This is a genomic window from Planctomyces sp. SH-PL62, assembly GCF_001610895.1.
Taxonomy (GTDB): Bacteria; Planctomycetota; Planctomycetia; order Isosphaerales; family Isosphaeraceae; genus Paludisphaera.
Genome location: NZ_CP011273.1, coordinates 5,859,251 through 5,879,396 on the forward strand (window position 1 = coordinate 5,859,251; position 20,146 = coordinate 5,879,396).

16 protein-coding genes are annotated in these 20,146 nt (G+C 70.7%); 12 read left to right on the top strand and 4 right to left on the bottom strand.

Annotation, left to right across the window (positions count from 1 at the left end; genetic code table 11):
- The first annotated feature begins 18 nt into the window (after nt 1-18).
- The 3 genes from VT85_RS22940 to xseB all read left to right on the top strand — a co-directional run bounded on the left by VT85_RS22940 (nt 19) and on the right by xseB (nt 4,075).
- A complete protein-coding gene (locus VT85_RS22940; RefSeq protein WP_068420316.1) occupies nt 19-1,590 on the top strand; it encodes a hypothetical protein in 1,572 nt (523 codons plus the stop codon).
- Nucleotides 1,566-3,494: an Ig-like domain-containing protein gene (locus tag VT85_RS22945; RefSeq protein WP_068420317.1), complete on the top strand. Its 1,929-nt coding sequence runs from the start codon at nt 1,566-1,568 to the stop codon at nt 3,492-3,494. The genes VT85_RS22940 and VT85_RS22945 overlap by 25 nt, the downstream gene beginning before the upstream one ends.
- 104 nt (nt 3,495-3,598) lie before the next feature.
- On the top strand, nt 3,599-4,075 hold the full coding sequence (xseB, locus tag VT85_RS28760; RefSeq protein WP_082858823.1) for an exodeoxyribonuclease VII small subunit: 477 nt from the start codon (nt 3,599-3,601) through the stop codon (nt 4,073-4,075).
- 26 nt (nt 4,076-4,101) lie between these two features.
- Here the strand turns inward: xseB and miaE are convergent, their stop codons facing one another.
- Nucleotides 4,102-4,725, bottom strand: a complete 624-nt coding sequence (gene miaE, locus VT85_RS22955) for a tRNA isopentenyl-2-thiomethyl-A-37 hydroxylase MiaE (RefSeq protein WP_068420318.1) — start codon at nt 4,723-4,725, stop codon at nt 4,102-4,104.
- 296 nt (nt 4,726-5,021) lie between these two features.
- Between miaE and VT85_RS22960 the strand changes: the two genes are divergently transcribed.
- Genes VT85_RS22960 through VT85_RS22970 form a run of 3 tightly spaced genes read left to right on the top strand, consistent with a single transcriptional unit; the run spans nt 5,022 to nt 8,935 of the window.
- Entirely contained in the window at nt 5,022-5,960 is a 939-nt protein-coding gene (locus VT85_RS22960; RefSeq protein WP_068420319.1) for a polyprenyl synthetase family protein, read from the top strand.
- The gene (gene dxs, locus VT85_RS22965) at nt 5,960-7,984 is read left to right on the top strand and encodes a 1-deoxy-D-xylulose-5-phosphate synthase (RefSeq protein WP_068420320.1); all 2,025 of its coding nucleotides are present in this window, start codon (nt 5,960-5,962) and stop codon (nt 7,982-7,984) included. Before VT85_RS22960 ends, dxs begins: the two co-directional genes overlap by 1 nt.
- A 48-nt stretch (nt 7,985-8,032) precedes the next feature.
- A complete protein-coding gene (locus tag VT85_RS22970; RefSeq protein ID WP_068420321.1) occupies nt 8,033-8,935 on the top strand; it encodes an NAD(+)/NADH kinase in 903 nt (300 codons plus the stop codon).
- Between the two features lie 161 nt (nt 8,936-9,096).
- Here VT85_RS22970 and VT85_RS29770 read toward each other — a convergent pair whose 3' ends face one another.
- On the bottom strand, nt 9,097-10,284 hold the full coding sequence (locus tag VT85_RS29770; protein ID WP_068414114.1) for a transposase: 1,188 nt from the start codon (nt 10,282-10,284) through the stop codon (nt 9,097-9,099).
- A gap of 524 nt (nt 10,285-10,808) precedes the next feature.
- Entirely contained in the window at nt 10,809-12,821 is a 2,013-nt protein-coding gene (locus VT85_RS22980; protein WP_156513040.1) for an arylsulfatase, read from the bottom strand.
- Nucleotides 12,822-13,231: 410 nt separating this feature from the next.
- Here VT85_RS22980 and VT85_RS22990 point away from each other — a divergent pair, with 410 nt between their 5' ends.
- The 5 genes from VT85_RS22990 to VT85_RS27955 all read left to right on the top strand — a co-directional run bounded on the left by VT85_RS22990 (nt 13,232) and on the right by VT85_RS27955 (nt 18,168).
- Nucleotides 13,232-14,041 carry a PEP-CTERM sorting domain-containing protein gene (locus VT85_RS22990; protein ID WP_156513041.1) on the top strand — a complete coding sequence of 270 codons (810 nt, stop codon included), beginning with the start codon at nt 13,232-13,234 and terminating at the stop codon, nt 14,039-14,041.
- A gap of 152 nt (nt 14,042-14,193) precedes the next feature.
- The gene (locus VT85_RS22995) at nt 14,194-15,654 is read left to right on the top strand and encodes a DUF1501 domain-containing protein (protein WP_068420324.1); all 1,461 of its coding nucleotides are present in this window, start codon (nt 14,194-14,196) and stop codon (nt 15,652-15,654) included.
- A 41-nt stretch (nt 15,655-15,695) separates the two neighbouring features.
- Nucleotides 15,696-16,637, top strand: a complete 942-nt coding sequence (locus VT85_RS23000; protein ID WP_197490953.1) for an SMP-30/gluconolactonase/LRE family protein — start codon at nt 15,696-15,698, stop codon at nt 16,635-16,637.
- Nucleotides 16,638-16,805: 168 nt separating this feature from the next.
- Complete coding sequence (locus VT85_RS23005) at nt 16,806-17,642, top strand: hypothetical protein (protein WP_068420326.1); 837 nt, start codon at nt 16,806-16,808, stop codon at nt 17,640-17,642.
- A 7-nt stretch (nt 17,643-17,649) separates the two neighbouring features.
- A complete protein-coding gene (locus VT85_RS27955) occupies nt 17,650-18,168 on the top strand; it encodes a hypothetical protein (protein WP_156513042.1) in 519 nt (172 codons plus the stop codon).
- Nucleotides 18,169-18,324: 156 nt separating this feature from the next.
- Here the strand turns inward: VT85_RS27955 and VT85_RS23015 are convergent, their stop codons facing one another.
- On the bottom strand, nt 18,325-18,567 hold the full coding sequence (locus tag VT85_RS23015; protein WP_068420328.1) for a hypothetical protein: 243 nt from the start codon (nt 18,565-18,567) through the stop codon (nt 18,325-18,327).
- Between the two features lie 161 nt (nt 18,568-18,728).
- Between VT85_RS23015 and VT85_RS23020 the strand changes: the two genes are divergently transcribed.
- Nucleotides 18,729-19,739, top strand: a complete 1,011-nt coding sequence (locus VT85_RS23020) for a zinc-binding dehydrogenase (protein WP_068420329.1) — start codon at nt 18,729-18,731, stop codon at nt 19,737-19,739.
- The last annotated feature ends 407 nt before the right edge of the window (nt 19,740-20,146 follow it).

Here is a 20,146-nt window from a genome sequence, read left to right on the forward strand (position 1 = left end):
ATCGCCCCGGAGTGTTCCATGGATCGCAATTTCCTCTCGGCGTGCCGAAACCGGCTCGGACTCCAGCAACCTCGGCCCAGGAAGCCGGCGCGACGGCGGGTCGGGGTCGAGTCGCTGGAAGACCGCCGCCTGCTCGCCGCCTCGCTCAGCATCGGCGGCGGCACGCTGCTGTTCCAGGCCGCCGGCGGCGCCATGAACCTCACGCTGTCGGTCGACGGGTCCGACGTCTATACGTTCCGCGACCCCACCCAGGCGATCACGCTGGGCTCGGGGACCGCGGGCTGGACCCTCTCGGGCGACGGCCACAGCGCCACCGGCCCGGCGTCGTCGTTCACCTCGGTCGCCGTGATCGGCGACGCCGGCGCGTTCAACGACGTGGTGAGCGTGGCCTCGACCAAGGCCCCCGTGAGCCTGAGCACCGGAGCCGGGAACGACTCCTTCTTCTTCACCACGGCGTCCATCGCCGCGCCGGTCTCGCTCAACAACGCCGTGAGCGGCGGCTCCGACGCCGATGCGGTCTTCTACGCCGTCGGCGGCGTCGACGGGGCCTTCGCCACCGGCTCGCTGGGGCGAGAGACGTTCCTCAGCTCGGCCGCGGGTGCCGGGCTGATCAGCGTCAACACGGTCAAGCCGACCTACACCTCGGCCTTCCCCGACCTCGTCGGCTCCGGCGCCAAGCTGGATCTGAACCTCAACAGCCTGTACGCCTCCCCCGTCCTGCTCTCGACCACCCTCTCCGTCACCGGCGGCGTGATCCGGGCCGACGTGGCCGGCGGCCCGGTCCACAGCTTCCCCGAGAACACGATCGACCTCTTCGCGATCGGCGGCACCACGGCCGGGAACACCCTGACGATCGACTACGCCGGCGGCGTCCCCTACGGCCCGAGCGTCGACTTCTCGCCCCCCGTCGCGGGCTCGAACACCCTCGTCCTCGAGAACGGCTCCTTCTCGCAGCAGTCCTACCTCGCGTCGGCCCCCGGCGCCGGGCAGATCGCCTTCCCGAACCGCACGGTCGGCTCCGGCACCATCACCAACATCATCGACTTCGCGAACCTCAGCCCGATCATCGACACGGTGGCCGTCACCGGCTTCACCTTCACCGCCCCCGCCGGCGCGCAGACCATCGAGGTCGAGCCCGGGCCGATCGTCTCGGGCGTCCAGACGACCCGGATCCGCAGCACGACGAACGCCTTCGAGCGGATCGACTTCGCCAACAAGGGCTCGGTGGCGATCAACACCGGCGCCAACGCCGACACCCTGTCGATCGACCTGGGCGTCCCGGCCGCCGGCCTGACCGCGGTCTCAGTGGCGACCGGCGGGGGCGACGACACGATCGTCCTGCTGGCCTCGGCCGCCGGCGTGACGACCACCCTCGACGCCGGCGCGGGCTCGGCGAACCTGATCGACCTGAGCGACGCGGGGAGCCTCGTCGGCCTGCTGGGCGACGTCTTCGCCAGGTCCACGGGGGGCGCGAGCACCCTCAAGCTCGACGACTCGGCGCGGAACGTGGCCGACGCCTTCGTCATCACGCCCGGCCGCGTCACGGGGGGCCGATCGGGACCTTCGTGGACTACTCCGGCGGCGGCGTGACCGGCGTCGAGGTCCGCGGCGGCTCCGCGAACGACACGTTCACCTTCACCGGCTTCGGCGGCCCCACCACGGCCGAGGTCTACACCATCGCCGGCGGCCCCGGGACCGACGCCCTGGTCGTCAACTCCACGCTCCCGGCGGTGGACTTCGCCACGCCGGGCGTCCTCAGCTTCGGGGCGGGCGAGCCGACCATCGCCTATTCCAGCATCGAACAGGTCACGCTCAACCTCTCGAACACGCCCCCGACCGGCATCCCGGTCACGCTCTCCGCGGTCGAGGCCCGGCCCTTCGTCCAGCAGACGGTCGCCCGCTTCACCGACGCCGCGCCCAGCTCCGGGGTCGTCTACTACGCCTCGATCGACTGGGGCGACGGCTCCTCCCCGTCCGGCGGCGTGATCGTCCCCACGGGGGTCACCGGGACGTACGAAGTGGTGGGCGCGCACACCTACGCGGCGGCGGCCACCTACCCCGTGAGCGTCGTCGTCACCCGCCAGGGGGGCGGATCGAGCGGGACCACCGTCGTCGGCGGCGTGCCGATCACGGTCAACAGCGGCGTCGCCGAGAGCACCACGGTCGCCTCGACGGCCGTCGTCCGCGCCGCGCCTCTGTCCGCCCAGGGAGTCCCCTTCACGGGCCGCGCCGCGTCCCCGCTGGCGACGAGCGCCGGCGGCGTGCAAGTCGCCACGTTCACCGACTCGGGCACCGACCTCGGACCGTCGGCCTACACCGCGCTGATCTACTGGGGGGATGGCTCCGCCCCGACCCCGGCCACGCAGATCACCGCCACCGGGACCAGCGGCGCGACCGTGTACAACGTCTTCGGCGACCACACCTACGCGCGTCCGGGGAACTATACCGTCACCGTGTTGATCACCAAGCCGCCGGCCGCGGTGACCGCCCCGGTCGTCCCCCAGGCGCCCCCGGGCGCGCGGGCCGTGGCCGTGTCGAGCGCCTCGATCCTGCCGTCCGCGCTCGCCAGCGTCGTCGGCCAGCTCAACCCGGCCAGCGACTCCGGCGCCTCCAGCTCCGACGGGATCACCAACGTCGTCCAGCCGACCTACTCCGGCATGACCGACTCGCCCGGCGCCACCGTGGCCGTGGTCGCCGTCGCCTCCAACGGCTCCTCGATCCTCCTGGGAGCCACCCAGGCCGACGACGCGGGCGCGTGGAGCGTCACGTCGGACGTCGCCCTGGCCGACAGCGTCTACACCATCACCATCTACGCCGGCGACCGATTCAACCCGACCATCGTCCTCACCAACGTCCTCTCCCAGGCCCTGACGATCGACACGATCGGCCCCAAGATCATGGGCGCCGCCTTCCAGCCGTCGTCGGGCTCCGTCCACCTGAACTACCAGGACTTCGGCGCGGACGCCAACGCCGGGTCGGGCGTCAACCTGGCGACCGTGCAGGACCCGAGCAACTACGCCTTCGCGTTCATCTCGACGACCGTCCGCCGCTACAAGCCCCCCGCGCGCTGGCTCGTCGGGCCGATCGCCGTGGTGCCCGGGACCACCACCGGGATCCAGGCCGCGACCGTCGTCATCAACGGCGGCACGCCGATCCGGGGCGGGGTCTACCAGATCCTCGTCCGGTCGCGCTCCGAGAACACCCCGGCGGGCGTGCAAGACCTGGCCGGCAACGCCCTGGACGGCGAGTTCTACAGCGTCTTTCCGTCGGGCAACAACGTCAACGGCGGCGATTTCACGGCGCGGCTGGACTCGATCCACAACCGGGTCTTCTCGCCCGAGACGACCGTCGGCCCCGGGCGTCCCGGGCCCGTCCGTCCCGGCCGGCCCACGCCCGTGCGCCCCGTCCGCCCCACGCCGGTCCGTCCCGTCCGCCCCGCGCCCGTCCGACCCGCGCCGGTTCGTCCCGCGCCCGTCCGGCCTGTCGGTCGCTGACCCCGGCCCTCGGCTTGGCCCGTCGCCGCGAAATCGCTAAGGTGAGGGGGTGGAGCGGCTCCGCCCCCTCGCCTTTTTTTCTTTCCTCTGCCCGCGACGAACCCATGACCGACCAACCCGAAGTCCGCTTCGAAACCGCCCTGGCCGAGCTGGAGGAGATCGTCGAGTCGCTCCAGCGCGGGGAGCCCGAGCTCGACGCCGCCCTTGAGAAATACCAGAAGGGCGTCGCCTTGCTGGGCCACTGCTACGGCCTTCTCGAACGCGCCGAGCGGTCCGTCTCCGTGTTGACCGGCCTCGACGAGTTCGGCGAACCCATCACGACCGACTTCGACCCCACCGCGACCTTCGACCTCGCCCGGTCCGCCGCCGCGACCATCGTCGCGTCCGTCACGGTCCCGGTCCCTCCCCCGGCCGAGGCCGCGAACCCGGCCGAAGCCCCCGTCGCCGCCAAGACCGTCCGCCGCAAGCGCACCGTCAAGGCCGCCGCCCCGGAGCCGGAACCCGCCCCGGAGCCCGAGCCGACCCCCCAGCCCGAAGTCGGCCCCGAGCCCGAATACGACCGCTTCGACCCGCCGTTCTGAGAACCCCGAGCGTCAGTCGCCGGGCGTCACGCGCCGCTGTGCATCCTCGGCCCCGGCGTCTGAACGGCCAGGATCGCCGCCTCGGCTTCCAGAAGCTCCCGCCATCGGGCCTGGACCTGATCGTCGGGCAGGACGTGACCGGCGAGGAGCAGGAAGACGCGGTAGTGGCCCAGTTCCGACGCGCCCAGGCGGTTGTAGAACCGCGCCAGCTCGCGATCGCTCCCGGCCGCGCCCCGGGCCAGCGCCAGGAACCGCTCGCAGGACCGGGCCTCGATCAGGGCCGAGATCAAAAGCCGGTCCACCAGTTCCTCGTTGCCGCGTCCGCTCCGCACGAGCGCCCGCAGGGCGTTGGCGTAGGGGTTGCGATGGTTCCGCTCCAGCCGACCGCCGCGACGGATCAGCAAGCGAAGCACCGAGCTGAGGTGGGCCGCCTCGTCGTGGGCCACCGAGGCCAGGGTCGTGGCCCAGTCGTCCGGGGGAACCGGCTCGGGCCAACGGTTCAGGAGATCGAGCGCATTGGCCGCCGCCTTCTTCTCCAGGAAGGCATGGTCGTTCAACAGCGCCAGCGGCTCGCTCAGGCCGCGCTCGGCCCAGGAATCGGGGGTCCGGGAGAGGAGCGGCAGGTCTTCGACCGAGTCGACGAGGCTCATGAGGGGCGACCGTCTCCAAGATTTCGCGAGGTCGCCCGTGCTCGCCGCGGCCTGCGATATTTCCACATCTTCCCCATCCTACCGCCGAAACCGGGTCGTCGGGGACGCGAGGCGATCCGCGAGGCTTTGCCTTGCAAAGTTCTGGTGGCAGCCATGTAGACAAGGCCGGGGGGAATGTCGAGAATAACAGCGGGCGCGGGGAGTTGGGAGGATGGAACCCTCCGGGACGTCGCTTTGCGAGGCGACGCGGCGTCCAGAGACTTGTCCGCCCCGGCACTCCGTGTAACATCATCTTCATGACAAGCTGTTCAGATACCTTGACCGCGTCGACGCTCGACGACTATCTCGGCCGGCACCGCCGCCGCGTGGAGGAGGCCCTGACGGGCGTACTTCCCGGTCCGGCCCCGGGCGCTCTCGGGGACTGTCCCGAGCGTCTGGCTTCGGCGATGCGCTACAGCCTGCTCGGTGGCGGCAAGCGTCTGCGTCCGGTCCTCTGCCTGATGGCGGCGGAGGCGTGCGGCGCGTCGTGGGAAGCGGCGATGCCGGCGGCGCTGGCGTTGGAGTTGGTGCACACCTACTCGCTGATCCACGACGACCTGCCGGCGATGGACGACGACGACCTGCGTCGAGGCCGGCCGACGTGCCACAAAGCCTACGACGAGGCGACGGCCATCCTGGCCGGGGACGGCCTGCTGACCCTGGCGTTCGAGCTGATCGTCCGGGGGATCGAGCCGTCGGGCCCGGCCGCGGAATGCGTGCGGATCCTGGCCGAGGCGTCGGGCCCGTCGGGGATGGTCGGGGGCCAGATGGCCGACCTGGAGGCCGAGGACCGCGCCGGCGACGGCGAGGACGGCTCGGCGGCCGAGCTGGAGGCGATCCACCGTCGCAAGACGGGCGCCCTGCTCCGGGCCCCGCTGGAGATGGGGGCCGTGATCGCCCAGGCGCCCGACGCCTGGCGAGAGGCCCTGGCCCGGTACGGCCGGGCGGTGGGCCTGGCGTTCCAGATCGTCGACGACCTGCTGGACGTCGAGGGGGACGAGGCCAAGCTGGGCAAGCGGGTCGGCAAGGACTCGGGCCACGGAAAATGGACGTATCCCCGATTCCTGGGGGTCGAGGGGAGTCGGGCCAAGGCCCGGCAGCTCGCCCATGAGGCGGTCGCCGCCCTGGGCCCGTTGGAAACGCGCGGCGGACGGCTCCGCGAGCTGGCGCTGGCTCTTTTGGAAAGGGAGTGTTGATGCTCAGCCCTGATTCGATCCTGTCCCGGATCGGCTCCCCGACGGATCTCAAGGCGCTGAACGACAAGGAACTCGACCAGCTGGCCGACGAGATGCGCGGCGAGCTGATCGGCGTCGTGGGGCGGCGCGCGGCGCACTTCGCCAGCAACCTGGGCGTGGTGGAGCTCTGCCTGGCGCTCCACCTGACCTTCGACTTCGCCACCGACCGCCTGATCTGGGACACCGGCCACCAGATCTACCCCCACAAGCTGATCACCGGCCGGGCCGGCGAGCTCCATACGATCCGGACCAGGGGGGGCCTGATGGGCTACCCCAACCCGGCCGAGAGCCCGTACGACCTGTTCATGACCGGCCACGCCGGCTGCGCCCCCTCGACCGCGCTGGGGCTCAAGCTGGGCGACGAGCTGATGGGCCGGACCGACTCCCACTCGGTCGCCGTGATCGGCGACGGCGCCTTCCCCTCGGGGATCGTCTTCGAGGCGCTCAACCACGCGAGCGGCTCCCAGAGCAAGCTCCTGGTGATCCTCAACGACAACAAGATGTCGATCTGCCCGCCGGTGGGGGGGGTCGCCAACGCGCTCGACCGGGCGCGGATGTCGAAGACCTACCACGACTGGAACAAGCGGCTCAAGTCGCTCGTCCCCACGATCCCGCTGGTGGGCGAGACCGCCGAGCGCTGGGTCCAGCAACTCAAGGACGCCATCAAGGCCTCGCTCCAGCACGGCATGCTCTTCGAGGAGCTGGGGTTCACCTACCTCGGCCCGATCGACGGCCACGACCTGAAGGGGCTGCGGACCTACCTGGAGAAGGTCAAGGAGATGAGCGGGCCGATCCTGCTCCACGTCCTGACCAACAAGGGCCACGGCTTCGAGCCGGCCGTCAAGGACCCGGTGAAGTTCCACGCCCCCGCCCCCTTCCGCAAGGGCGAGGGGGGCTACGTCCCGATCAAGGTCTCCAGCAGCGAGACGTACACCGACGCCTTCAGCGCCGCGCTGTTCGACGCCTGCGGGCGGGACTCGCGGGTGGCCGTCCTGACCGCCGCCATGTGCGAGGGGAACAAGCTCCAGAAGGTCCGCGAGAGCTTCCCCAGCCAGTTCTTCGACGTCGGCATCTGCGAGAGCCACGCGGTGGCGCTGGCCGGCGGCATGGCCAAGGCGGGCGCCCGCCCGGTGGTCGACGTCTACAGCACGTTCCTCCAGCGCGCCTACGACCAGATCTTCCAGGAGGTCTCGCTCCAGAACCTCCCGGTCGTCTTCTGCCTCGACCGCGCCGGGCTCGTGGGCGCCGACGGGCCGACCCACCACGGCAGCTACGACCTGGCCTACATGCGGGCCTTCCCCAACATGGTCGTCATGGCCCCCGGCGACCGCCGCGACATCAGCCCGATGCTCGACTTCGCCCTCGGCCACGACGCGCCGGTCTCCATCCGCTACCCCCGCGCCAACCTCGAATCCGTCGAGCGCGACGTCCAGCCGATCGAGCTGGGCCAGGCCGAGGTCATCGAGTGGGAGAGCGACGGCATGATCATCGCCTGCGGCTCGCTCCTGGGCGCCAGCCTCCAGGCGGCGGCCCGGCTGCACGCGCGGTACGGCCTGCACGTGGGCGTGATCAACGCCCGGTTCGTCAAGCCGCTCGACCGGGCGACGATCGGCAAGGCGATCGAGGAGGCCGGGTTCGTGCTGACCGTCGAGGAAGGCTGCCTCCCCGGCGGGTTCGGCTCGGCCGTCCTGGAAGCCGCCAACGACGCCGGCCTGCCCACGCGGCACGTCCGACGCCTGGGCCTCCCCGACCGCTTCGTCCTCCACGCCGAGCGCGACGAGCAGCTCGCCGAGGTGGGCCTGGACGTCGACGGGATCACCGCCGCCGCCCTGGAGATGGCCCGCGCCGTCGGCCTGGAATTCACCGACCTGGCCGCCGAGTCGGAGTCGGGGTCTCATCCAGCCCCGGCGTCGATCGCCGACGGCGGGGCGCACCCGAACGCGAACGGCTCGGCGGTCGTCGCCGCCTCCCCTTCCCAGCAGTAATCCGGCCCAGACGGGGCGAGCCCGCCCCGCGGGCCCGGGGAGTTCCCCATGGCGACGACCCTCGAAACGCCCGGCCCGCCGGGACGCTACCACCCGCTTCGACTGATGATCCTGGGCAACGGCACCCGTGAGGAGGTCCAGGATTACGTCGAACGGGTGGCCGCCGCGATCCGGGCCGTCCCCCGATTCGCCCTGGTGGGGATCGACCTCTCGGCGGATTCGGACCTCTCCCAGTGCCCGGCCGACGTCGCGGTGGTCGTCGGCGGCGACGGCACGGTGCTGCACACCGTCCGCCGGATGGCCGACAGGCCGACCCCGATCCTGGGCGTCAACGCCGGCCGGCTCGGCTTCCTCGCCGACCTGACCGTCGAGACCTTCGTCGAACGGCTCCCCGACCTGGCCGCCCGCCGGTACACGATCGAGAATCTCATGACCATGTCGGTCAAGGTGATCTCGGCCCGGGGGCCGACCCGGGTCTTCCACGCCCTCAACGACGCCGTGCTCCGCGCCGCGCCCTACTTCCGAATCGTCGAGATCGGCCTGTCCATCGACGGCGAGAGCGTGATGTCCTATCGGGGCGACGGCCTGATCCTGGCCACGCCCGCCGGCTCCACCGCGCACAGCCTCTCGGCCGGCGGCCCGATCCTCCCCCCCAGCGCCCACATGTTCGTCGTCACGCCGATCTGCGCCCACACGCTCACCCAGCGCCCGCTGGTCGACAGCGGCCACAAGACCTACGAGCTGGTGGTCCGGGGCGAGGGGATCGCCATGATCCTCGTCATCGACGGTCAGATCCAGATCCCGCTCCAGTCGGGCGACCGCGTGATCGTCCGCCGCGGCGATTCCCATTTCCCCATCATCCGCCTCCCCGGCCACAGCTTCTACAGCACCCTCCGCGACAAGCTCGGCTGGGGCGCCTACCCCGCCGGCGACCGCGGCCCCCGCTCCTGAGTTGAGCCCCCCTCCTCCCCTCGAACCCACAAAACCTGCTGGCGCCTTCATGCCTTATCCCCTTGTGGGAGAAGGCGGCCGAAGGCCGGACGAGCGCGCTCAGCTCGCCCCTTTAATGAGAAGAATGCCGGCGCGATCATGCCTTCCCCCCCGGTGGGCTTTCAGGGGGAGGTATCGATTTTCATCAATACTTCGGGGGGCGGGGCGGCGTCGCGCGGCGGGCCGGGCCAGGGCTCCGGGAGGAAGCGGCCGGCGGGGTCGGCCCCCCCGATCCAGGCCCGCAGGACGGCGGCGCCCCCCAGCAGGAAGGTCGACCAGCGCCGGGGCTTGGGGGCGGCGGCCGGCCCCGGCCCCGGCTCGGGCTCGGGTCGATCGGCGGCGTCGGCCGCGCCGCCGACCTCCAGCGTCCACAGGGTCGCCAGGGCCATCGCGGCCCACAGCCGGGCCGCCCGCGCCGGGTCGGCCATCCGGCTCCGCTCCCACCGCCAGCCGTCGCTCTTGATCTTCTTGAACGAGCACTCGATCCAGGCCCGCACGGCGTACCAGGACGCGTCGGCCTGTTCCGGCGGCAGGTCGGTGAGGATCAGCCAGGGGTCGGCGCGGCCCTCGTCCCACCGCGCCAGCAGCGTGCAGTCCAGCCGCGCCTCCTTCGTCTTGAAGGCCTGGCCGCGGGCCCGGAACCGGGCCCCGTGCCGCGGGGCCAGCTCGGGCATCCGCGCCCATCGGCCCCCCTGGGGCCGGAAGCAGCCCCGGGCCTTGGCCCGCATCAGCGGGTGCCAGCCCAGCTCGACGATCGCCCGGAACAGGCCCGACGACTCGATCCCCCGGTCCGACAGGACGAACACGCGTCGGTCCGGCCCGACGTGCTCGCGGAGCAGGCCCAGGAGCCGCTTCCAGTGCGGGTTCCAGGCCCCCGGCTCGTTCCCCGGCAGGACCGCCCAGGCGACCGGCACGGCGCACGACCGGTAGAGCGCCGCGACGCACAGGACCGTCATCCGATCGCCCAGCGCGGTGGCGTCGACGGCCAGGGCCAGGGGGCCGTCGCCCCAGCTCGAGAGGACCCAGCCCAGCAGCGGGCCGAAGCAGGCCTCGGGATCGAGCTCGCGGCGGGACCGGCCCCGCTTCGAGGCGGCCGGGCGGTAGAACTCGCGGAGCCGCTGGCGGACCGTGCCGGGCCCCACGTCCAGCAGGGCCGCCAGGTGGACGGCCACCCGGTCCAGCCCGCCGCCGCGTGCCAGGATCATCCCGAGGCTGTACCAGGCCAGGACCCGGGCCTGGCATCGCGACAGCGTGGGGAACCGAGTCGCGACGCGGTCGGACCAGCGGTACAGTAGTTCGGGGCGGGGCATGGCTCCTCCCGGTCGAACAGCGGTCAGCCCTGGTAAGCCGTCCGCTATAAACCGGGACCGTGCCCCGTTCCATACCCCTCTCCCATAAGCCGGACGAAATACCTCCCCCTGAAAGCCCGCCAGGGGGGAAGACCGTGATGGAGCGAAAGCCGTCGCAGTCCGAATCCGGGCCGTAAAGTCCTTCCCCCCTCGCGGGGGAAGGTGGCCGAAGGCCGGATGAGGGGGAAGACGAGCACGGAAACCGTCGGGCGTTCCGGCCCGCCCGCGATGACGGAGGCCGTCGGCGCGATCCTTCGCCCACCAGGGGAGAAGGAAAGGCTTCCGTGCCGGCGCGTCGAGGTCTTTGCGGCGTCAGTCGCCGAGTTCGACGACCACGGACTCGATGGTTCCTCGGAAGGTGTTGGGGGAGATGTAGGGGCCAACGGCTCCGTCGTCGTCGCGGCCGACTTGAAGGCCGTCGACGGGCTGGCGGCCGATGAGGCGGCCCTGGGCGGTTTTGGCGGGGCGACCGTCGACTTCCAGGGTCAGCTTGCCGGCCTTGTCGATCCCGGCGACGAGCGCGTGGGGGCCGGGCGCGAGCGCGGGCCGGAGACCCTCGCGGCGTCGCCGCGCCCCGCGCCGTCGCGGACCAGGAACGAGGGGCGGCCGTCCTTGATGAACAGCGTGAAGCCGGCGGCGGTCCCGCCGTGGGCGACGATCACGCCGTCGGGCTGTTCCTCGGGGACGGTGAACTTCGCGATCAGGCTGATCGGCCTGCCCTCGACGGCGGGCGCCGAACCGCGCCGAAGATCGGCGTCGGCCTTGAGTTCGAACCGGCGATTCCGGCTCGGCGCGGCCTGCTCGCCGCCTCGCCAGGCGCCCAGGGGGAGGACGTCGGCGCGGGCGGCGTAGGCGTCCCACGCGGCGGCCATGGCCCGGACGCGGTCGGGGTGTTCGGCGGCCCGATCGTGAAGCTCGGAGCGGTCCTCGGCGATGTCGTACAGCTCCCACGGCTCGTTCGACCTGGCGACGAGCTTCCAGTCCCCGTCGCGGACGGCGCGGTTCCCCTCGTGCTCCCAGAAGAGGGGCCCCGGGCGGTTCAGGGGCTCGCCCTGGAACGCGGGACGCAGGCTGACGCCCTCGCGAGGCTTGATGGGACGGCCGTCGACCTCGGTGGGATAGGTCGCGCCGGCGAGGTCGACGCAGGTGGCCATCACGTCGATCAGGTGGCCGGGCTGGGGCTCCAGCTTGCCGTTGCGATCGGGCTTCACGCCCGACGGCCAGTGGACGATCAGGGGCGTGGAGATCCCCCCTTCGTGAGTCCAGTGCTTGTACTCGCGGAAGGGCGTGTTGCTGACGTTGGCCCAGCCCCGGCCGTAGGCGACGTAGGTGTCGGCCGGGCCCGGCATGACCCCCGGCCCGGTGCGGACGGGGCGGCCGTCGCGAGTCTGCATCGGCGGCCCGCCCCGGCGCTGGAGGTCGTCCGGTCCCAGCGGCTTCAGGCCGTCGACCGGCGGCTGGGGCTTGTTGCGGCCCATGTCCTCCGCGCAGGCGCCGTTGTCCTGGAGGAAGAGGATGAGCGTGTTCTCCAACTCTCCCGCCGCCTTCAACTGCGCGACGATCCGGCCGATCCCGGCGTCCATCGTCTCGATCATCGCCGCGTAGACTTCCTTGCAGCTCGCCTCGCGCGCCTCGTCCTCGACCTCGTTCCAGTCGTCGGAGGCGGGAGTGATCTCGGCGTCCTCGGGGACGAGGCCCATGGCCTTCATACGCGCCAGGCGACCCTCGCGGACCGGCGCATAGCCGGCGTCGTACTTCCCCTTGTATTTTGCAATGGCGTCTTCGGGCGCGTGCATCGGCCAGTGCGCGGCGGTATAGGCGACGTACAGGAAGAAGGGCCTGTCGGGCGATTCGGCCTCATGATCGCGAATGTATTTGACCGCGTTGTCCGAGATGGCATCGGTGTAATAATATGACTCGGGCTGATATTCCGGGTCGTTCGCGGGAGTGATGAGGGTCTCCTGGCGGCAGAGGTTGCCGGGGTCGAAGTAGCTCCCCGCGCCGATGATCGTCCCGTAGAACTTCTCGAACCCCCGGCCGACGGGCCAGGTGGCGCGGTCGCCGTTGGGGCCGGTGAATCGCGTGAGGTGCCACTTGCCGGTCATGTAGGTCCGGTATCCGGCCGGCTTGAGGACCTCGGCGATCGTGGCCGAATTCCGGTTGAGGACGCCGCGATAGCCGTCCCGGCCGCGATCTTCCATCATGTGGCCGACGCCAGCCTGGTGGGGGTAGAGCCCGGTCAGCAACGAGGCCCGCGTCGGGCAGCACCGCGCGGCGTTGTAGAACTGGGTGAACCGCACGCCCCCCGCCGCCAGGGCGTCGAGATTCGGCGTCGTCAGCTCGCCGCCGTAGCAGCCCAGGTCCGAGAACCCCATGTCGTCGCTCATGATGAGCACGACGTTCGGCCGCTTCGCTCCCTCGGCCGCGGCCGCGGACCCCGAACCGATCCGACCCAGCAGCACCAACCCGGCGACCAGCACCCCCGGCGAAATCCTCATCCCATCCCCTCCCTCGTCACGTTCGATCCCCAGGCCCGACGGCCGATCGTAGCGAACTCCTCGGGAAATCGATAGCGAACGCCGGCGGCGTCCCGCCCGGCCCGCGAGGCCTGGAGGCGTCCTCGCGAGGCGACGGGATGCCCCGGCGCGTCGTCGCGATGCACAGGCCGCACGCGGGCCGGCCCGCGCGGCGCCGGCGCGTGGCGGAATCGCGTCATGCGATGAAACCCCTCAACCCGGTTTGCGTGGGCGCCTGCATCGATCTTATGCTCCACCCCACGGTCGCAAGACATCAGCGAAAGATCACGTCTTTGATGATCAACGCAAGGATGGGACGAGGAACGAGCAAAGACGCCGGCCTTCGCGATGCATGGCGAGAATCTTAAGCGCAACGTCTTGGAGAATTGATGATGAAGTCCTCCGTTCACCGCATCCTGGGTTTCGCCTTCCTGTTGACCACGAGCGTTGGCGCCGCCGCACGGGCGGACATGCAGATGGATTTCAGCGACCCGGTCGTCCTTGGCAACACGCAGGCCCCGGGGGTGTGGTACAAAGACCGCTACGTGCCGGCCGGCTTCGTCAGCCAGCAGTCGTTCCTGGGGGACGACCGCCTCCTCCAGACCATCAGCGCCTCGGACGCGCAAGCCAACGCGTTCTACAACACCCAGGGCCGCAAGTTCGACCTGGAGCCCGGCACCTTCGCGGCGAGCATCGACCTCTACATCGACGCGCAATGGCAGGACGACGGCTCCGACGCGCTTCGCTTCGCGGGGTTCTGGGGGACCGGAGTGGACGCCGCCGACGACGTCTCGGCCTACCCGATCATCGAGATCTCGCGCTACACCCGGGGCGAGCTCGGCGTCTACGTGTGGGACACCATCAACGGCGGGTTCACCCTGGCAAAGGCCCTGACCGCTGCCGATCTGGGCGGGTTCCACACCCTGGGCTTCGGGCTGGTCGGCGGGGACTTCGTCTACACCTATGACGGCGACGTCATCGGCGGCGGGGGCGGCAACGGGACCGTGGCCCTGAGCAACATCATCCTCCAGGGCCACAACACGACGACCGGCGTGAACCGCGGCATCTACTGGGACAACCTGTCCAGCACCAACAGCACCGCCGCCGTCCCCGAGCCGGCGAGCCTGATCTCCGCCGCCTTCGCCCTCGGCGCCGCCGGCCTCTTCGCCGCCCGCCGCGCCCGCAGCCGTCGCGCCGCCTGATTCTCCCCCCTCGGCTCACCCGGTTCGCATCACAGGGCGGTCCCGCTCCACGGAGGAGCGGGGCCGCCTTGCCGCGCGTCGCGGACCTGATTCGGCTTGCTCGTCGACGATGCTCTGGCGAACGCCTCGGCCGTCGGGCATGATGAACGGTTATGAGCCACGCACACGACGCACCGCTGGGGCGGCACTTGCTTGACCGTCGGGGGTTCCTGTCGCACATGGCGACGGGCGTCGGGGGGATCGCGCTCGGCGCGATCCTAGCCGAGAAGGGGCTGCTCGCGGCCGACGGGCCCAAGGCCGGGCCGCTCGCCGCTCGGCCCCCCCACTTCCCCGCCAGGGCCAAGCGGGTCGTGCACATCTATTGCACCGGGGCCGTCAGCCACCTGGACACCTGGGACTACAAGCCCGAGCTGATCAAGCGCCACGGCGAGCCGATGCCGGGCGCCGACAAGCTGCTCACGTTCCAGGGGGAGAACGGCGCCCTCGCCCGGAGCCCCTGGGAATTCAAGCCCCGGGGAGAATCCGGCAAGTACGCGTCCGACCTGCTGCCGCACCTGGCCGAGCGGGTCGACGACATGTGCTTCATCCACTCGCTGACCTCGAAGACGAACACGCACGGCCCCGGCGAGATGTTCATGTCGACCGGGTTCACGCTCGAAGGCTTCCCCAGCATGGGCGCCTGGGTCAGCTATGCGCTCGGGACCGACGACCAGGACCTCCCGGCGTACGTCGCCATCCCCGACCCTCGCGGAGACCCGCAGCAGGGGCCGGCGAACTGGACCAACGGCTTCCTGCCGGCGGTCTACCAGGGGACGTCGTTCAACGCCGACAAGCCGATCCGCCACCTGGCCCGGCCCGAGAAGGTCTCGCCCGACGACGACCGCGCCACCCGCGACCTGATCCGCATCCTCAACGACGAGCACCTGGCGCGCAACCCCGGCGACGACGAGCTGTCGGCCCGGATCGCGGCGTACGAGCTGGCCGCGCGGATGCAGCTCAGCGCGCCGGAGGTGGGCGACCTCTCGCGCGAGAGCCCCGCCGTCCGCTCGCTCTACGGACTCGACGACCCCGACCCGATCCTCGCCGGCTTCGGTCGCAACTGCCTGCTGGCGCGGCGGCTCCTGGAGCGCGGGGTCCGGTTCGTCACCCTGTTCAACGGGGCCTTCGCGATGGGCGAAGGCGCGCTCAACTGGGACGGCCACAAGCGCATCAAGTCGGACTACGACCGCCACGGCCCCATCCTCGACAAGCCCGCCGCCGCCCTCCTGATCGACCTGAAGGACCGGGGGTTGCTCGACGACACCCTGGTCGTCTGGTCCACCGAGTTCGGCCGGATGCCGACCTTCCAGAAGGGGACGCAGGGCCGCGACCACAACCCCAAGGGGTTCACCGCCTGGCTCGCCGGCGCGGGGGTCAAGCGCGGATACAGCTTCGGCGCGACCGACCCGTTCGGCTACCAGGCCGTCGAGAACGTCGTCGACGTCCACGACTTCCACGCCACCATCCTCCACCTGCTCGGGCTCGACCACGAGCGCCTGACCTACTACAACAACGGCGCCCAGCGCCGGCTGACCGACGTCCACGGCCACGTCATCCGGGACGTCCTGACCTGACCCGTCGCCCGCCCGACCGCCTCTCACGGAGCTTCCCCGCCATGTTCGCTTCCGCATTTATGCTCATGTGTCTGACGGCCCTCGGCGTCGGCGGGGTCGACGACGACGATGATCTCGATCAGGTGGTCGAGCCGCTGGAGCGGGTCGAGAGGCTCTGGGACCAGGGGACGTTCACCGAGGGGGGGGCGACGGCGGCCGACGGCTCGATCCTGTTCTCCGACATCGGCGACCGGATCATGCGGTTCAACCCCAGCACCGGCGAGACCAAGGTCTTCCGCGAGCCGAGTGGCCGGGCCAACGGGATGATCATCGACGGCCGGGGCCGGCTGATCGTCGCCGAGGGCGCCAACACAGGCGGCGGCCGTCGGATCTCGATCACCGACCCCGACGGCGACTGCCGTACCCTGGCCGACCGCTTCGAAGGCAAGCGATTCAACAGCCCCAACGACGTCGCGATCGACGACAAGGGCCGCGTCTACTTCACCGACCCCCGCTACGTCGGCGACGAACCCCGCGAGCTGGACTTCGAGGGCGTCTTCCGCATCGACCCCGACGGCCGCGTCACCCGGCTGGAGACCGGCGCCAAGAAGCCCAACGGCCTGGTCGTCAGCCCCGACGGCGAAACCCTCTACGTCGCCGACAACGGGCCCGACCGCCGGGCGCTCCTGGCCGTCGACATCGACGACGATGACGACGACGACGATGATAAAGACTCGAAAATCCGGGTGATCCACGATTTCGGCGAGGAGTCGGGGATCGACGGCATGACCATCACCGTCGACGGCCGGATCGTCGGCGCCACGGCGAAGGGGGCGGCCGTCTTCACCCCCGAAGGCCGTCGGATCGCCCTGATCCCCACCCCTGAACCCGCCGCCAACGTCGAATTCGGCGGCGACGGCGGTCGGGTGCTCTACATCCTCGCCGGCAAGAGCCTCTACCGCATCCCGACCACCATGACGGGATACCACGTCTCCCCGCGCTGACGAAGGAGGCCCGCCATCGAGGCGACGTACCGACGGTCGCGCTCGCAGTGGCGTCAGGGGGTCGGTTTCCTGCTGGGCTTCCTGGCGTGGGGCGTCTTCAGCTTCGTCGTCCTGGTCCTGCAGTCGCCCCCGGCGGCGAATCGACTCGCGCTGGCGGCCGTCGTCTCGGTGCCGTTCCTGATGGCGGGGCTCTCCGCCTGGATGCTGCTGGACTACCATCGGGGCTCGCTGACGTTCCAGGGCTCGCGGGTCGTCTCGCAGGGCGTGGTCCGACGGGTGGAGATCGACCTGGCCGACGCGGTCGAGGCCCGATGGCGGATCCATCCGGTCGGCGGGAGCCTCGTCGTCCGGGACCCTGCGACCCGCCTCGTCGTCAACTTCGCCGAGCTCGGGCGCGACCAGCGCCACGCCATCGTGGCCAGGCTCCGCGAAGCGATCCGGCCCGAGATCCAGTCGGATTGGGACCTCTTCGCCTACAAGACCCGCTTCGGGGAAGGGGGGAAGCCCCGAGCGGTCCCCGGCCCGGGAGAGATCCTGGCGACCCGCGCGCGCTGGACGCGGATCTTCGCCCCCGCGCTCGTCGCGTCCGCCGCGGTCGCGGCCGTCGCCTGGTGGTGGACGAGGCATCCGTCGGTGTTCGCCGTCGTCCCGGTCGTCGCCGGGATGTGGTCGCTCTTCCGCGCGATGACCCCGGCCGAGGGGAAAGTCGAGCGAGAAATTTCGTGGCGTTCCGACCCGGACCTGATGGGCCCGTTGGCGTTCTTCCCGGCCTGGGGCGTCGTCGGGGCCGTCGGCATCTTCGCTTTCAACCGCCTCTGGCCTCGGCCGGCCCATCCGAAGGCGCTGGCGATCGTCGGCTGCGTCGCCTGGTTCGGGATCTTGCTGCTGACGGCCCACCGCTTGGATCGCCGCCAGGCGCGCCGTGACCGGGAAGCTGCCGAACGCGCGGCGAGGGAGCGGGAGGAGGCCGATCGGTGTTCCCTTCCATCCGCCACCGAATTATGATGCCCCCATGGCCAACAATCCCCCCACCACGCTGGAACGGCTTTTGGACGCGATCGTCGATCAGCTCTCGCCCGAAGGGGCGCGGGCGGTGTTGGATCTGTACGCGCCCGACGACGTCAAGGCCCGGATCGACGCGCTGGTCGAGAAGATCATGCAGGGCGGGCTCGAACCCGCCGAGCAGGACGAGTACGACGGCCTGATGCAGATCGTCCACGCGATCTCCATGATCCAGGACCGCCTCGAAGCGAAGCACGCCGGTCCCCCCCGCGCGCCGACGCGGCCGCGCCGACGACCTACATCGAGAGCATCGACCTCGGCACGCCTTCCCGCATCCCCCGGCCCGGCGGCTCCCCCCCACCCCCCGCCTCGACGGTCTGGAAGCCATGCTCGACGACCTGGACGACAACATGCGACCGGGCCGCGAAGCCTGAGAGACGGCCCCAGCAGGTCGAATTGCGGGCCGTCGCGATCACGCCGAGTAACCCTCGAGGCCTTCGCCGAGACGCCTCAACGTATTAAGACATGATGGCGCGATCATGTATTTACCCCTGGTGGGGGAAGGCGGCCCGCACGGACGGATGAGGGGGACCGCCATCCCGGACGGCTTTCGTACTCGTCTTCCCCTCATCCGTCCGTGTGGGCCGCCTTGCCTCGCCGGGGAGAGAGGCCGTCGTTCGATCCGTCAGCCCCTTTCCGGGACCGCCTCGTCGTTCGGGCCGGTCGCCGGGGGCTCCGATTCCGGCTCCGGCTCCGGCTCGGCCAGGATCCTCAGGAACGGCTCCAACTCCTCCTGAAACTCCATCATCCGCCCGATCAGGGCCGAGAGGCTCTCGGCGATCCGGGCCATCTCCTCGCGACCGTCGTCGATCGCCCCGGACGGCGGCGGCTCCGCGTCTCCGTCTGAACGCCGCACGGGATCGTTCATCCTCGGCTCCTTCCCGGTGATCGGGCCGGCGAACGGGGTCGGCCCTCGCCACCCCTTGATCCGGCCCGCATCATGACAATGATAAGGGATCTCGCCGCGTCCCGCCGAAGTTCGGCCGGGACGGAGCGACTTCTCGCCAGACCAGACGAAAGGATGTCACCATGAAAGCGATCCTGCTGCGCGACCTGGGGGGCCCCGAACTGTTGAGGCTGGAGGACGTCGCCGATCCGACGCCGGGGCCGGGCGAGGCGGTGATCCGCCTGAAGGCGGCGGCCTTGAATCATCGCGACGTCTGGATTCGCAAGGGGCAGTACGCGGGGATCAAGCTGCCGGCGATCCTCGGCTCCGACGGCGCGGGGATCGTCGAGAGGGTGGGGGAGGGGGTGGACGCCTCACTCGTCGGTCGCGAGGTCGTCGTGAACCCGAGCCTCGACTGGGGGACCGACGAGCGGTTCTTCGGCCCCAACTTCCGCATCCTCGGCCTCCCCGACGCCGGAACCTACGCCCAGTTCGTGAAGGTCCCGGCCGAGAACGTCCACGCCAGGCCCGCCGGACTGAGCTGGAATGAGGCCGCCGCGATCCCGCTCGCGGGGCTCACCGCCTACCGGGCGCTCGTCTCGCGAGCGAAGGCCCAGGCCGGCGAGACGGTCTTCATCCCCGGGATCGGAAGCGGCGTCGCCACGTTCGCCCTGCTGTTCGCCAAGAAGCTGGGGGCGAGGGTCCTGGTCACGTCCGGGAACGAGGCGAAGCTCGAACGCGCCCGCGCGCTCGGGGCCGACGGCGGGGCCTGCTACAAGGACGCCGGCTGGGTCGACAAGATCCGCGAACTGAGCGACGGCCAGGGCCCGGACGTCGTGATCGACGGCGTCGGCGGCGAGACCTACGCCGCCTGCATCGACCTCCTCCGCCCCGGCGGCCGGATCGCGACCTTCGGCGCGACGACCGGCCCGGTCCCCGACTTCCTGACTCGCCAGGTCTTCTGGAAGCAACTCAACCTGCTGGGCACGACGATGGGCTCGCCGGCCGAGTTCGCCGCCATGCTCGACCTCTTCGCCGACGGCTCCCTCCGCCCCGTCGTCGATCGCGCCTTCCCGCTCGCCGAGGCCTCGGCCGCCCACCAGCACATGGACGAGGCGGGGCAGTTCGGCAAGATCGTCCTGGAAATCCCCTGAAACGGGACGCGTCACCGTCCCGGATCGGCGATCCGGTCAAATCGTCCAGGTAGGGGGCACTCCCGGAACCGGCCCCCTCCCTCTCCCCCGGACGATCCAATCGGCCCGATCGAACCTGCGGAGAGATCGACGAAATCCGCCGAACAAAGCCAATTCCGCGGAGATGGTATCTTGTTTAATGTGTTGGTGTCAAATCGATTAGGGAAATCGGCTTCGCTTGTATGGCGGAGCGAACGAAGCCAATTTCCGACCGCCGCCACGTCCTTTGCACTGAAGGGGCTTGTCCAGTCAACGTCTCGACGGCGAGCGGAGCGACGCCGGGAGTTTTCGACGGAGCGCCCTTGTGAGGGAAGGGGCCGCGCAGGGGCGCATCAGGGGGCGACGAGCGCGAGGGCCGTCGCCTCCTG

What these genes read in the sequence shown, in the direction of transcription:
- VT85_RS22940 (WP_068420316.1), top strand. Translation starts at nt 19, where the DNA reads ATGGATCGCAATTTCCTCTCGGCGTGCCGAAACCGGCTCGGACTCCAG.
- xseB (WP_082858823.1), top strand. Translation starts at nt 3,599, where the DNA reads ATGACCGACCAACCCGAAGTCCGCTTCGAAACCGCCCTGGCCGAGCTG.
- miaE (WP_068420318.1), bottom strand. Translation starts at nt 4,725, where the DNA reads ATGAGCCTCGTCGACTCGGTCGAAGACCTGCCGCTCCTCTCCCGGACC.
- VT85_RS22960 (WP_068420319.1), top strand. Translation starts at nt 5,022, where the DNA reads ATGACAAGCTGTTCAGATACCTTGACCGCGTCGACGCTCGACGACTAT.
- dxs (WP_068420320.1), top strand. Translation starts at nt 5,960, where the DNA reads ATGCTCAGCCCTGATTCGATCCTGTCCCGGATCGGCTCCCCGACGGAT.
- VT85_RS22970 (WP_068420321.1), top strand. Translation starts at nt 8,033, where the DNA reads ATGGCGACGACCCTCGAAACGCCCGGCCCGCCGGGACGCTACCACCCG.
- VT85_RS29770 (WP_068414114.1), bottom strand. Translation starts at nt 10,284, where the DNA reads ATGCCCCGCCCCGAACTACTGTACCGCTGGTCCGACCGCGTCGCGACT.
- VT85_RS22980 (WP_156513040.1), bottom strand. Translation starts at nt 12,821, where the DNA reads ATGAGGATTTCGCCGGGGGTGCTGGTCGCCGGGTTGGTGCTGCTGGGT.
- VT85_RS22990 (WP_156513041.1), top strand. Translation starts at nt 13,232, where the DNA reads ATGAAGTCCTCCGTTCACCGCATCCTGGGTTTCGCCTTCCTGTTGACC.
- VT85_RS22995 (WP_068420324.1), top strand. Translation starts at nt 14,194, where the DNA reads ATGAGCCACGCACACGACGCACCGCTGGGGCGGCACTTGCTTGACCGT.
- VT85_RS23000 (WP_197490953.1), top strand. Translation starts at nt 15,696, where the DNA reads ATGTTCGCTTCCGCATTTATGCTCATGTGTCTGACGGCCCTCGGCGTC.
- VT85_RS27955 (WP_156513042.1), top strand. Translation starts at nt 17,650, where the DNA reads ATGGCCAACAATCCCCCCACCACGCTGGAACGGCTTTTGGACGCGATC.
- VT85_RS23015 (WP_068420328.1), bottom strand. Translation starts at nt 18,567, where the DNA reads ATGAACGATCCCGTGCGGCGTTCAGACGGAGACGCGGAGCCGCCGCCG.
- VT85_RS23020 (WP_068420329.1), top strand. Translation starts at nt 18,729, where the DNA reads ATGAAAGCGATCCTGCTGCGCGACCTGGGGGGCCCCGAACTGTTGAGG.